Origin of the sequence: Nonomuraea sp. NPDC051191 (assembly GCF_044455665.1) — a bacterium.
Lineage (GTDB): Bacteria > Actinomycetota > Actinomycetes > Streptosporangiales > Streptosporangiaceae > Nonomuraea.
On sequence record NZ_JBITEZ010000012.1, the window covers coordinates 65,616 to 78,237 of the forward strand.

At 72.7% G+C, this 12,622-nt stretch carries 10 protein-coding genes; 7 read left to right on the forward strand and 3 right to left on the reverse strand.

The window, feature by feature from the left end; translation table 11 throughout:
- The first annotated feature begins 359 nt into the window (after positions 1-359).
- Together ACIA8R_RS32230 and ACIA8R_RS32235 are read left to right on the forward strand one after the other, a co-directional pair.
- The gene (locus ACIA8R_RS32230; protein WP_357699524.1) at positions 360-803 is read left to right on the forward strand and encodes an Hsp20/alpha crystallin family protein; all 444 of its coding nucleotides are present in this window, start codon (positions 360-362) and stop codon (positions 801-803) included.
- A 141-nt stretch (positions 804-944) separates the two neighbouring features.
- Positions 945-1,268 (forward strand): MerR family transcriptional regulator, encoded by a 324-nt coding sequence (locus ACIA8R_RS32235; RefSeq protein ID WP_357699522.1) that lies wholly within the window; start codon positions 945-947, stop codon positions 1,266-1,268.
- Positions 1,269-1,485: 217 nt separating this feature from the next.
- Here ACIA8R_RS32235 and ACIA8R_RS32240 read toward each other — a convergent pair whose 3' ends face one another.
- Both ACIA8R_RS32240 and ACIA8R_RS32245 read right to left on the reverse strand, forming a co-directional pair.
- A complete protein-coding gene (locus tag ACIA8R_RS32240) occupies positions 1,486-2,727 on the reverse strand; it encodes a hypothetical protein (RefSeq protein ID WP_397041774.1) in 1,242 nt (413 codons plus the stop codon).
- 315 nt (positions 2,728-3,042) lie between these two features.
- The gene (locus tag ACIA8R_RS32245; RefSeq protein ID WP_397041775.1) at positions 3,043-4,515 is read right to left on the reverse strand and encodes an MFS transporter; all 1,473 of its coding nucleotides are present in this window, start codon (positions 4,513-4,515) and stop codon (positions 3,043-3,045) included.
- Between the two features lie 65 nt (positions 4,516-4,580).
- On the opposite strand from ACIA8R_RS32245, the gene ACIA8R_RS32250 reads away from it, so the two are divergent.
- The 4 genes from ACIA8R_RS32250 to ACIA8R_RS32265 all read left to right on the forward strand — a co-directional run bounded on the left by ACIA8R_RS32250 (position 4,581) and on the right by ACIA8R_RS32265 (position 10,989).
- Positions 4,581-5,588 (forward strand): helix-turn-helix transcriptional regulator, encoded by a 1,008-nt coding sequence (locus ACIA8R_RS32250; RefSeq protein WP_397041776.1) that lies wholly within the window; start codon positions 4,581-4,583, stop codon positions 5,586-5,588.
- Positions 5,589-5,927: 339 nt separating this feature from the next.
- Positions 5,928-9,155 carry a BTAD domain-containing putative transcriptional regulator gene (locus ACIA8R_RS32255; protein WP_397041777.1) on the forward strand — a complete coding sequence of 1,076 codons (3,228 nt, stop codon included), beginning with the start codon at positions 5,928-5,930 and terminating at the stop codon, positions 9,153-9,155.
- Positions 9,156-9,205: 50 nt separating this feature from the next.
- A complete protein-coding gene (locus tag ACIA8R_RS32260) occupies positions 9,206-9,949 on the forward strand; it encodes an SDR family NAD(P)-dependent oxidoreductase (RefSeq protein ID WP_397041778.1) in 744 nt (247 codons plus the stop codon).
- Positions 9,950-9,954: 5 nt separating this feature from the next.
- Positions 9,955-10,989, forward strand: a complete 1,035-nt coding sequence (locus tag ACIA8R_RS32265) for an RNA polymerase sigma-70 factor (protein ID WP_397041779.1) — start codon at positions 9,955-9,957, stop codon at positions 10,987-10,989.
- A gap of 6 nt (positions 10,990-10,995) precedes the next feature.
- Here ACIA8R_RS32265 and ACIA8R_RS32270 read toward each other — a convergent pair whose 3' ends face one another.
- Positions 10,996-11,130: a hypothetical protein gene (locus ACIA8R_RS32270; RefSeq protein WP_397041780.1), complete on the reverse strand. Its 135-nt coding sequence runs from the start codon at positions 11,128-11,130 to the stop codon at positions 10,996-10,998.
- A 305-nt stretch (positions 11,131-11,435) separates the two neighbouring features.
- On the opposite strand from ACIA8R_RS32270, the gene ACIA8R_RS32275 reads away from it, so the two are divergent.
- The gene (locus tag ACIA8R_RS32275) at positions 11,436-12,530 is read left to right on the forward strand and encodes a winged helix DNA-binding domain-containing protein (protein WP_397041781.1); all 1,095 of its coding nucleotides are present in this window, start codon (positions 11,436-11,438) and stop codon (positions 12,528-12,530) included.
- Positions 12,531-12,622 lie beyond the last annotated feature (92 nt).

Genomic DNA, 12,622 nt, shown 5'->3' on the forward strand with positions numbered 1-12,622 from the left:
GCGCCTCGAGACTGATCTTCCGCACCCCGTGCAGACGCACCGGTGACGCGCCCTTTCTACGGGCACGCCCAGGGAGCGAGCCCGCAGCATCCAGCCTGATCAACAAACGGAGCGGCTCCCGTGCTGCCCGCTTCCTCCGCCTTCCTGCCGGACGGACCCGCCGTCGGACGGACTGCCTTCATCCCTGACTCCACGAGACCGTTGGTGATGCTGCCGTTTGCCTGCTTCGAGCTGGGGTTATCTGCATTCTTGACAACCCGGGCCTGCAGATTCTTATAATCCGAACGAGAGGTTCCCTCAAAGGGAAGGGACAGGAAGCCCGGGCCGGGAAGGCGGCTCGGGGGTCTTCGGAGGTGACGATGATGCTGCTGACGTCGATCGACCCGTTCGTGCAGGAGTTCGAGCGTCAGTTCGACCGGCTGGCCCGCGAGGCCGCCGCACAGAGCGGCGGCGCGGTCATGCCGATGGACGGGATCCGCCGCGCCGACGATGTGGTGCTGCGCTTCGATCTGCCCGGCATCGACCCCGATTCCATCGAAGTGACCGTCGACCGCGGGGTGCTGTCGGTGTCGGCGCGCCGCGAGGAGGAATACGGCGAGGACGAGCGAGTGTTCGTCCGCGAACGGGTGATGGGTACGTTCACCCGCCGCGTCTACCTGTCCGAGCACCTGGACGCCGACGCGATCGACGCCGCCTACTCCAACGGCGTGCTGGTCGTGCGCATCCCGGTGCTCGAGCGCGCCAAGCCGCGCAAGGTGGCCATCCACCATGGCGGCGACATTCACAAGGCGATCAAGCGCTGACCACCCAGGGGGACCACACTCCGCAGGAGCGTCCGAACGCTACGGCGGGCGCGAACCGCCCCCGGCGGCGCAGAGCACAAGCGCCGGGGCGGGTGCGCGCCCGCCGGCATCACTACTCCCGGGAGAAGGGAGCCCCCCTGGATGAGCTTTTCCCTCGATGACGAGTACGCGCCCCTGTTCACCGTCGGCCAGGTCGCGGCGATGCTTCAGGTGCAGCAGGCCTTCCTGCGCCGTATCGACGACCAGCAGCTGGTGTCCCCGCAGCGCTCCACCGGCGGGCAACGCCGCTACAGCCGCCGCGAGATCAACCGCATCCAGCAAGTGGTCGTCATGAAGGACCAGGGCATGACCCTGCCCGCCATCCGCCTCATCCTGGAGTTGCAGCATGAGCTCGCCCAGGTCACCCGCGAGCGGGACGAGCTGGCCCGCCGCCTGGCCAACCTGCAGCCGGACCCGAACACCTGACGCGCCCCACGCCACCTGCCGCACCCGCCGGCAAGCCCGTCGCGATCCCCACGGTCGAGGCTGACCCGGCCGAACCTCTCTCCGCGGCCCGTCTCTGCCGTGTTCCGGTGGCACCCGCACGCAGTCTCCACCGGCACCGACGAGGAGCCCTGGATCTGCCCCGAGCGAGGGCATCCGGGTGCCGTGTCACCTGTGCTCACTCCCTGGGCTCCCCGGTTCACGGCGCATGGTCGGACACGGGCTCGGGGGGCTGGGCGGGTCCCTGCGCCCGCAGTTCGGCGGCGACCGCTCGTTCCCGGAGGCGGGCGGCCTCCGCGCGTGTCGCCTCCAGCTCGGCCCGCACGTCCGCCAGCCGTACACGTTCCAGCCGCAACTCCGCCAGCAGCTGATCGCGTTCCTTGACCGCCGCCGTGGCCCGCGCCTTCTCCCGCGCGTGCTGCTTGCGCTCCTTGGCCAGCGCCGTGGCGGCGTCCTGCTCGGCCGCCGCCAGCTTCAGGGCCAGCTCGCCCGCCTCGGTCGCGGCCTGGGCGGCCTCCCGCAGCGCGACCGCCCCGTCCCGCTCGGCCTCGGCGGCGGCGCGTTCGGCGCGTTCGGCCCGCGCCACGGCTCGCTCCCGCTCCTGCGCGGCCGCCTCCTCCCGGGCCCGGGCCGCGATCACCGCACGCTCGGCCAGCTCGCGCGCCCGCCCGGCCGCCGCCGTCTCCTCGCGGGCGTGATCTCTCTCCTCCCGCGCCCGGTCGGCCTCCGCCCCCGCCTGTACGGCCTGCGCCCGCGCCTCCCCGGCCCGCTCCTCGGCCGCCTCCACCTGCTCGGCCAGCTCCTGAACGACCTGATCCCTGGTCTGCTCGGTCAGCTCCGCCTGGCGCGAGGTCTCCTTCACCCGCCGTTCGGCCTGCTCGGCCCGCCGGATCGCCTTCTCGGCGGTCTGCAACGCCTGGCGTTCGGTGCTGGCCGCCTCGCGCAACGCGGCCAGGGCCTGCTCGCGGGCGCGTTCGGCGTCCTGGAGGGCCGTCTCACGCTCGTTCTCGGCCTCCTCCAGCCGCTCTCGCATCTCGGCGGTCTGGCGGCGGGCGTGCTCGGTGGCCTCGCGGGCGAGGCGTACCTGCTCGAAGGCCTGTTCGCGTTCGGTGCGGGCGATCGCCACACGTGTGTGGGCCTCGGCCTGGACGGCGCTGAGCTTGGCCTCGACCCCGGCCGGGCTCAGCTCGTCGGCCAGGGCCTTGGCCAGCGGCTCGATGGCCGCGACGAGGCCGCTCTCCATCCTGTCGTACAACTGCTCGGCCCTGGCCAGCGCGCCTTCCAGCCCCGGGGTCGCCCGCCGCAGCTCGCGCTCCCGCTTGGCCGCCGCCTGGCATCCCTTCTCCGGACAGTACGACTTGGGCCGCCCTCTGCCCGGCCGCTGCTCGACGGGAGCTCCACAATGCTTGCAAGGCGTCACCACGCCGACCTCCGCAGTCACGGCGACACCCTAACATTTTCTAATTTCTGGAAATTCAAATACAGAAATTGACCGTGAGCGTGCACTGGCAAGGTGAAGGGGCGTCCGTACGGCGTCCCGCGACGTCCAGAACCCCGGCGCCGCAGGTCAACGCCGTGGCTCTGGACGCCTGCCGGGCATGCGCCCCACATCCGGCCGACCACTCAGACGTACGGTGCCTCCGGCGTGTCGTCGTCGCCGCGCCAGGAGTTGATGACCAGCGGACAGGAACAGCGGACCGTACGTGCCGCCGTCCGGCAGTCGGAGCAGACGAGGCAGCAGGTGGACGGTGCCGCTCTACTCGGCGTGCTCGATCGCGGCTTTCGGGAGGGCGAGCATCACGAGCGCCGTGATCAGGTACAGCGCGGCGGAGACGACCAGGACGATGCCGAACGCGTGACTGTAGTCGGGCAGCGCCGGTGCTCCGGTGGCCGAACCGGTGACGGAGGCGAAGAAGATCGTGCCGAGCACGGCGATGCCGACGGCGCCGCCTACCTGGTTGACGGTGGAGAGCACCCCGCCCGCGGCGCCCGCGGCGCGTCCGGGGACGCCGGCGAGGACGACGTTGACGAGAATGGGTGCGGCGAGCCCGAGCCCGAGGCCGCCGACGAAGAGTGCGAGGGCGAGGAGCCAGTATCCGGGATCGTCGCCGTCCTTGACGATGAACCACAGGACGAGCTGAGACGCCGCGATGGTGAGCGAGCCGATGATCAGGAGCGTTCTGCCCGCCCTGGCGGCGAGGGCGACGCCGAGCCCGGACGTGATGATGGAGCCGAGCGCGTACGGGAGGATCACCAGGCCGGTCTCCCATGCGGTTCGGCCGGTTCCCTCCTGGAGGTAGACCGAGAGGGTGAGAAAGTACGACCCGATGCCGCCGAAGAAGAGCACCGAAGCGCCCAGGCCCACTGCGAAGGCGCGGATTCTCAGCAGAGCCGGGTCAAAGACAGGTTCCTTTCCGACGAGTCGGCGCTCGTGGACGAGGAAGATCGCTAGCAGGCTGGTTCCAGCCGCGAGGAGCACGTAGCCGGCCCAGGTCCGTCCCCATGTCTCGGTCTGGATGATCGGCAGCAGCAGGAGAAGGATGCCCGCGGCCGCGAGCAGCGCGCCCATGAGATCCAGGCGCGCGGTCGAGGCGGAGCGGGACTCCGGCAGGACCCTCGCGCCGATGACGAGCGCCAGGACCGAGACGGGCACGTTGATCCAGAAGATCGTGCGCCAGCCCAGGCCGAACAGGTTGATGTCGACGAGCAGCCCGCCCAGGAGCGGGCCGGCCACCGAGGCGAGACCCTGGACCGCTCCGTAGGCGCCGAACGCCTTGGCGCGCTCGGCCGGCGCGAACGATGCCCGGATGATCCCGAACACCTGCGGGACGAGGATCCCGGCGGTCAGTCCCTGCCCGGCCCGCATGCCGATGAGCATGCCCGGATCGACGGCCAGCGCGCACAGAGCCGAGGTGACCATGAACCCGGCCAGCCCGATCATGAACAGCCGTTTGCGTCCGTACTGATCGCCGAGCCGTCCGCCGGTGATCAGGCCCGCGCCCAGGGTGAGGGTGTAGGCGGCGATCGTCCACTGGATCTGAGCGTCGCCGGCGCCCAGATCTTGCGCTACCGCCGGTGCAGCGACGGTGACGATCGTGGCGTCGAGAAGGTCCATGAAGGAGCCGAAGAGCACCACCAGCAGCGCCGCGGTCGCGCCGGCGCCGACGATGGGTGTCGGAGAAGCCTCCGTGACGGAGGTGCCCTTTCGAGGGCTCGGTGAAGCGGTCATGGCGGCCACCATCGTCGGCATAGTTGCCATCGAGTGACCGCTACCGGTGAGAGAATCGGCAAATCATGGCTGCTACCTCCGCGCGGGCGCTCAAGCTGCTGTCGATCTTCGGGATCGGCGCGACCCTGACCGCCGAGGAACTCGCCACCCGGCTCGGAGCGTCGGTACGAACCGTACGTCGCGACATCGATACGCTCCGGGAACTCGGGTACGAGATCGAGGCCGTCCGCGGCGCGGGGGGAGGGTATCGGCTCGGTCGCGCCACCCGCTTGCCGCCGGTCGTCTTCGATGAGGATCAGGCCGTCGCCGCGGCCGTCGCGCTCCAGACCGTGCCGGCGGTCCTGTCCGGTATCCGCGAGAACGCGGCGCGTGCTCTGGCCACGCTGCGCCAGGCGATGCCCGCGCGTAGCCGCCTGCACGCCGAGGCGTTCACCATCTCCTCGGCCCGCAACTACTGGGAGTTCCCCGCGCCGCCGATCGACGCCGAGGTCGTCCGTGCCGTCGGCGGCGCGATCAACCGGCGGCACCTTGTTCGCGTGGACTACACCGGTGACGGCGAACCCGTCACGCTGAGGCTGGAGCCGCACGATCTCGTGGTGTGGGCCGGACGCTGGTACCTGGTCGCCTTCGACCCCGATGCGGGCCGATGGCGCGCGATGCGCGTCGATCGCATCACGGCACACATGCCCACGCACACGCCCTTCGGCCGACGTGACATCCCGCACGGCGATCCCGTCGCCTTCGTCATGACCGCACACGACCGCGGAGACGCCGCCGCCGAGTGGCCGTGCCGCGGCTCAGCCGTCCTCGCCCTGCCCGCCTCCACCGTCGCCCGGTTCGCCCCCGGCGGATCAACCGTCGAGTACGCCACCGAAACCACGTGCCGGCTCACGCTCGGCGCATGGTCATGGCCAGGACTGGCAGGACTGCTCCTCACCTTCGACGCCGACCTCACCGACATCGAACCTGCCGAACTCAGGCAGGCCCTGAACTCCCTGCGCACCCGGATCAGCAAGGGACTCCGGCCCGGCGGAGGGACCGGCGGGCGTACGGGTTACGACAGGTGGGCGTAGATGGTGTAGTCCGCGCAGGAGCAGGTGCCGCGGAAGGTCAGCTCCTGGTAGGGGCCGGCATCGACCGCATCGTCGCTTCGTCGGCTTCTACGAACTGCATGTTTCCCTCCTCATGTGGTTGCACTCATTCATCCGTATGAGCCCAGACGACGAGCCGACGTGACAGGGGTGCAACGCCATTCGGAAAGTCGACCTCCCATGCACACGACGTCGCAGCTCACCTGCCCCCTTGAGGACAGGTGAGCCGGTCTATCGGTTCGACAGGTCAAGCCTGCTCCCGGCGTTCGGAAGGGACGTGGAACCGCTTGGGAACGCCCCGCGCGTAGGATGTTGCACGTCATGGTCTTGATCCGGGTTTTGGGCTCTTTCGGCGCCGAGGTCAACGGCGAGCCCGTCCCCCTGGGAGGCCCGCGGCAGCGCGGCGTCCTGGCCCTCCTGGTCGCGGCGCGCGGACAGGTCGTGTCGGTCGACCGGATGATCGAGGACCTCTGGCGCGGTGAGCCGCCGTCCCGTGCGCTGCTCTCCCTCCAGGCGTACGTCTCCAACCTGCGCCGGCTGCTGGAACCCGGCCGCCCGCCCCGAACCCCGGCCCGCCTCCTGGTGAGCGCCGCCCCCGGCTACGCGCTGCGGCTGCCGCCGGAGTCGGTGGACGCCTGGCGTTTCGAGGACCTGCTCGACGAGGCCCGCACGCTCACCGAGCCTCGGGCCGCCCGCGCCCGGCTGGCCGAGGCGTTGGGCCTGTGGCAGGGACCCGCGTTCGCCGAGGTCGCCGACGAGCCGTGGGCCGCCGCCGAGACCGCCCGCCTGAACGAGCTGCGCCTGGTCGCCCGCGAGCTCCACGTCGCGGCGGGCCTGCGGGCGGGCGACCCCGTCTCGGTGGTCCCCGAGGCCGAGCGTCTCACCCGCGACGAACCCCTGCGTGAAGAGGGCTGGCGGCTGCACGCCCTGGCGCTGTGGAGCAGCGCCCGCCAGGCCGACGCCCTGGCGACGCTCCGCCGCGCGCGCGCCACCTTCGCCGACGAACTCGGTCTCGACCCCGGCCCCGACCTGGTCGCCCTGGAAGAGGCGATCCTCGCCCAGCGCATCGACATCCTCCGCACGGCCGTCCCCCCACTCCCGGCCCCCAAGCCTCCGCACGCCGAGCCCCCGCACCGCGCCGCCTCTTTCGTGGGGCGGGAGGGCGAGCTCGCCGCGCTGGTCTCGGCCGCCGGGGAGGCCGCCGCCGACGGGGCGCGCGTCGCTCTTGTCACCGGGGAGGCGGGGCTGGGCAAGTCGACGCTCCTGGAGCACCTCGGCGCGCGGTTGGAGCGCGACGGCTGGCTCGTCGCCGCCGGGCGCTGTCCGGAGGTCGACGGCGCGCCGCCCGCGTGGGCGTGGGTCGAGGCGCTGCGGGCCGTCGCCGCGACCGTTCCTCCGGGGGAGTTCACGGAAGACCTGGCGCCGCTGCTGTCCGACTCCATGCCGGTGGACGGCGACGCCGCCGCCGGGCGCTTCCGGCTGCGCCGGGCCGTGTGGGGCTGGCTCGCGGCGGCCGCCGCGCAACGGCCGGTCGCCGTCGTGCTGGACGACCTGCACTGGGCGGACACGACCACGCTGGGGCTGCTCGGCGGTGGCGTCGGCGTGCGGGCCCCGATCCTGGTCGTCGCCGCGTACCGCCAGGACGAGAGCGAGCACCTCACCGAGACGCTGGGTGCGCTCGCCCGCACCGCGCCGCTGCGCCTCGCGCTGCCCGGGCTCGACGGCGCAGCGGTGGCCGAGCTCGTACGGGCCGAGAGCGAGGCCGACGACGCGACGGTGGCGGGGATCGCCGAGCGCACCGGCGGCAACCCGTTCTACGTGCGGGAGAGCGCGCGGCTGCTGAACGGCGAGGGTGCGCTGGTCGCGCTCTCCGAGGTCCCCGAGGGCGTACGGGACGTGCTGCGGCGCCGGCTGGCCAGGCTCCCCGAGAGCGGCGTGTCCGTCCTGCGGCTGGCGGCGGTGGCCGGCCGGGAAAGCTCGGTGGACGTGCTCGTGCAGGCCGCCGACACCGACGCGGACGGCGTGCTGGACGCGCTGGACGCGGGCGTCATCGCCGGGTTGCTCGACGAGCCGGGGCCGGGGCGCGTCCGGTTCGTTCACGCGCTGGTCAGGGACACACTGGTCGCCGACGTCAGCCGGTTGCGGGCCGCCAGGATGCACGCCAGGATCGCCGCCGCGCTGGAGGGCACCGGCGACGTCGCGGCGCTCGCCCATCACTATGCGCGAGCGGGATCGCCGAAGGCCGTCGGCTACTGCGTGCGGGCCGCCGAGCTGGCCGAGGCGCGCTACGCCCACGACGTGGCCGCCGCCCTCCTCACCGACGCGGTCGCCAACTCCAGCGATCCGGACGAGCGCGTCGGCCTGCTCGGCAGGCTGCTGCGCGCGCAGATCAGGGCCGGGGCCGTCGCCGCGGCCAGGGACACGCGCGAGCAGGCCGTGGAGTACGCCGAGTCGATCGGCCGCGACGACCTCATGATCGCCGCGTTCACCGCCTGGACCGAGCCCACCCCCTGGCAGGCCCGCACGTACGGCACGGTCGACCGTCCCGTCGTCGGCCGCCTCAGCCGCCTGCTCAAGCGGACCGACCTCGCCCCCGACGTGCGGTCCCGGCTGCTCGTCGCGTACGCCAACGAGCTGGTGGGCGAGGACGGTCCGACCGTCCTGGCGGCGGCACGGGAGGCACTCGACCTCACCGCCGATCCCCGCCTCCGGGCCGCGGCGCTCCTGGTCCTGGCCGGCGAGACCAGGCGGGAGGAGTACGCCCGCGAGCTGGTGGAGATCGGCGTCGAGCACGACCTGCCCGTCTACCGGGTGACCGGGCTGTTCGACCAGGCCGCGAACGCCGCCGCGGCCAACGACCCCGCGACCATGCGCCGCGTGACCGGGGAGGCGCTCGACCTCGCCCGCGCCTACCGGATGCCGGAGGCGATCAGCGCCGCCGAGATCGCGCTGGCGACCCTGGACCTCGTCGAGGGCCGGTTCACCGACGCCGAGCGCCTCTACGCCGAGGCCACCGCACACATGGAACGCGCCGGATCGGTGCACGCCGGTTTCCGCGGCCTCGCACTGGCGGTGATCCGGCTGAACGACGGCACGCTCGGCGACCACCTGGACGACGTGCGCGCTCTGCACGAGGCGCTCGGCCCGATGGTCGCCGACCTGCTCGCGCTCGCCCTCCTCGCCGCCGGCCGCGGCGACGAGGCACGCACGTCACCGGGCCCGATCCGGCCCGACTTCTTCTTCACGTTCCTGACGAGCCTGCGCGCGATGGCGACCGTCGCACTGGACGACCGCGACGCCGCCGCGGAGATCTACGCGGACCTGCTCCCCCACCGCGACGGTCCCCCGGCCGGTGTTGAGAGCCTGTCGCTGGCCCTGCGCCCGGTCGCCCACACCCTCGGCGAGCTCGCCCTCCTCCTCGGCCGGGCCGACGAGGCCGCCGCCCACTTCGCCCGGGCCGCCGCCATCGCGGATCAGTGGAACGCCCCCCACTGGTCCGCCGACGCCCGAAAGCGCGCCGATCTTGCCCTCGGCCTCCATGTCATGTGAGGTCGATCACAAAGTGTCACAGGCATAGGGGGCGTTCCGTCTTAGAGCGCATGACGAACACGGAACGCACCACCGCCCTGATCACCGGCGCCAACAAGGGCCTCGGCCTGGAAGCCGCTCGCCGCCTCGGCGCGCTCGGCTGGACGATCTTCCTCGGCTCCCGCGACGAAGGCCGCGGAAAGGCCGCCGCCGCCCGGCTGGCCGACGCCGGCATCGACGTGATCATGGTCCCCCTGGACGTGACCTCCGACGCGTCGGTGACCGAGGCCGCCCGGCTCGTCGGCGAGCACACCGGCCACCTGGACGTGCTGATCAACAACGCCGGCGCGCCGGGGAACGCCGTCCCGCCCGCGGACGCCACGGCCGACGAGATCCACGCCGTCTACGACACCAACGTCTACGGCCCGATCAGGGTCACCCACGCCTTCCTGCCCCTGCTCCAGGCCGCCGAGCACCCGCGGGTGGTGATGGTGTCCAGCGCCGCCGGCTCCTTCGCCGTCGTCACGGACCCGGACCAGCCCGTCTCGAAGCTGCACGAGCTCGCCTACAGCTCCTCGAAGGCGGCCCTGAACATGATCACCGTCCGGTACGCCCAGGCGCTCCCCCGCATCCGGTTCAACGCCGTCACCCCCGGCGAGACCGCCAACCACACGTTCGCCGCCACCGACATGAACCACCACACCGGCCGGCTCACGGTCACCGAGGGCACCGACTCGATCGTCGAGCTCGCGACCGCCGGCTCCGACGGCCCGACCGGCGTCTTCGTCGACCGTCTCGGCCCGATCGCGTGGTGACCGGCGTGCGCCACCGGACCCGCCCTCCGCACGAGGAGGTTCCGGCGTGCGACTACCGTATGGAGGCGTCCCCGAACGAGAAGGCCGAGAAGATGAGCCGCGGCACACCGGCAGGCGAGGCGCGGGAACCGGACGTGACCGGCTACCGTCCGCTGCTGTTCTCCATCGCCTACGGGATGACCGGGTCCGTGGGCGACGCCGAGGACATCGTGCAGGACGCGTTCCTCGGCCTGACCAGGGCGCGCAACGTGGGCACCGAGGTCACCGAACCCAAGGCGTACCTGACGACCGCGGTGACGCGGCTGGGCATCGACCATCTGCGCTCGGCGCGGGTGCGACGGGAGACGTACGTGGGCGAATGGTTGCCCGAGCCGGTCGTCGCGCACACCGGCGAGCCCGGGCCGGCCGAGCACGCCGAGCTGGCCGACTCGTTGTCGATGGCGTTCCTCGTGCTGCTGGAGTCCCTCTCGCCGGTGGAGCGGGCGGTGCTCATGCTGCGCGAGGTGTTCGGGTACGGCTACCAGGACGTCGCCAGGATCACCGGCAAGACCGAGGTGAACTGCCGGCAGATCCTCACCCGCGCAAGGCAGCGCATCGCCACCGGCAGGCAGGCGCGCGACGGCGCCCGGCCCCTGGCGCGGCGGGCGGAGGGCGAGGAACTCGCCCGCAGGTTCTTCGCCGCGGCCGACGGCGGCGACCTGGACGCGCTGCTCGGCCTGCTCGCGCCCGACGTGGTCCTGCACGGGGACGGCGGCGGCAAGGCGCAGGCGATGGCCAGACCGGCGGCCGGGGCGTCGCGCGTCGTGAAGATGCTGGTCGCGGGGCTGCGCCGGGTCCGCGCGCTCGGCGTCTCGGCGCGGATCGCCTGGATCAACGGCCGCCCGGGCGCGGTCATGTACGACGCCGAGGGACGGGTGGCGGGCGTGGTCGAGCTGGACGTCGCCGACGGAGTCGTCCAGGCGATCCACTCGGTGGTCAACCCCGACAAGCTCGCCCACCTCGGCCCGGTCTCCGACGTCGCCCGCCTGCCGAAGAAGTGAACCGAGTCAGGAGACGGCGGCGGTGTAGCGGCGGGCCAGCCGGGTGAGGGCGTCCTTGAGCTCGGCGGGGCCGACGACCTCGATGTCGGCGTCGAACCTGCCGAGCGCGGCCGCCAGTCCCAGCCACGACCACGACCCCATGACGAGCCGGCAGGCGTGCCGAGGTCTTCTGCATGTTCTCCAAGGTGCCGCAAATAGAGGCCACAAACTGACCGCTTCCTTTGCCAGCATGGGCGGCGCAACCGGGAGCCGGACGGCCCCCGGCGACCACGAGCCGAACCGGCGAGGAGCCGGTCATGTCCGCCAATGTTGTGATCCACGGGCGCGAGCGTCGTGCGGCCGCTCGGGCCCGCGCAGTGGGTGCCGCTGCACGGCATGGTGAAGGACCGGTTCGGGGTGACCCGGATCGTCGAGCACGGCGCGTCCTGAACCAGAGGGAAGAAGAGATGACCGTTCTGAGCACCAGGGCGCTCAACCGCGCCACGCTCGCCCGGCAGCTGCTGCTCGACCGCGCCGCCCTGCCGGTCGCCGACGCCGTCGCGCACCTGTGCGGCCTGCAGGCGCAGGAGCCGCAGGAGCCCTTCACCGGGCTCTGGTCGCGGTTGCGCGCCTTCGATCCGGCGGCGTTGTCGGACCTGCTGACCGGACGGGGCGTGGTGCGCACCCACCTGATGCGCCGCACGGTCCACCTGGTCACCGCCGCCGACGTCCTGGCCTGGCGGGGCCGCCACGACGCGATGTTGCGCCAGCGGGTGCTCGGCGTCTACCGCCGCGAGCTCGCCGGGGTCGACCTCGACGAGCTCGCGGCGGCGGGACGGGCGGTGCTGGCCGACGGCGAGCCGCGCTCGATGTCGCAGCTGGCGCGGGCGGTGGCCGGCCGCTGGCCCGCGCCGGGGCCGCGGGCGCTGGGCGAGATGCTGGTCGCCGCGCTGGTCCCGATGGCTCAACTCCCGCCGCGCGGCCTTTGGCGGAAGCGGGCGGCCGTGCGCAACCTGCCGCTGTCGTCCTGGCTGGGCCGCGAGGTCGACCCGCCGTCCGCCGACGGCTCCGACCCCGTGGGCCAGGCGCTCGTACGGCGTTACCTGGCGGCGTACGGCCCCGCGGCCACGGCCGACCTGCGCGCCTGGTCCGGCCTGGCGGGCCTGCCGGCGGCCGTGGCCGCGGTACGCGAGGAACTGGTCGCCTTCCGGGACGAGCGCGGCCGGGAACTGCTGGACCTGCCCGGCGCGCCGCGCCCCGACCCCGGCACGTCCGCCCCGGTGCGGTTCCTGCCGGCCTTCGACAACGCGATCCTCGGCTACGACGACCGCGGCCGGATCATCGACGACGTCCACCGCGGCCTGTCGGTCGCCGGCGCCCGGGTGGTGCTGGTCGACGGCCGGGTCTCGGCCACCTGGACCGTCGAGGACGACATCGTGCTCGTCACCCCGCTGCGCGGCCTCTCCACCGCCGAGCGGGCCGCAGTGGCCGAGGAGGGAGGGGCGCTGGCGTCGTTCCTGTCCGACGGCGGCAGCGACCGCATGCGGCTCGTCCCGTCCTGAGGCGGCCGGGTCGATTACGCGCCTGCCGACAAGGCTGATTAGATCCTCATAGGGTCAGCCATATCGACACCGCGTAATGGGAGGAGCCGACA

Coding starts and splice junctions, on each gene's coding strand:
- ACIA8R_RS32230 (WP_357699524.1), top strand. CDS start 360: ATGATGCTGCTGACGTCGATCGACCCGTTCGTGCAGGAGTTCGAGCGT.
- ACIA8R_RS32235 (WP_357699522.1), top strand. CDS start 945: ATGAGCTTTTCCCTCGATGACGAGTACGCGCCCCTGTTCACCGTCGGC.
- ACIA8R_RS32245 (WP_397041775.1), bottom strand. CDS start 4,515: ATGACCGCTTCACCGAGCCCTCGAAAGGGCACCTCCGTCACGGAGGCT.
- ACIA8R_RS32250 (WP_397041776.1), top strand. CDS start 4,581: ATGGCTGCTACCTCCGCGCGGGCGCTCAAGCTGCTGTCGATCTTCGGG.
- ACIA8R_RS32255 (WP_397041777.1), top strand. CDS start 5,928: ATGGTCTTGATCCGGGTTTTGGGCTCTTTCGGCGCCGAGGTCAACGGC.
- ACIA8R_RS32260 (WP_397041778.1), top strand. CDS start 9,206: ATGACGAACACGGAACGCACCACCGCCCTGATCACCGGCGCCAACAAG.
- ACIA8R_RS32270 (WP_397041780.1), bottom strand. CDS start 11,130: ATGGGGTCGTGGTCGTGGCTGGGACTGGCGGCCGCGCTCGGCAGGTTC.
- ACIA8R_RS32275 (WP_397041781.1), top strand. CDS start 11,436: ATGACCGTTCTGAGCACCAGGGCGCTCAACCGCGCCACGCTCGCCCGG.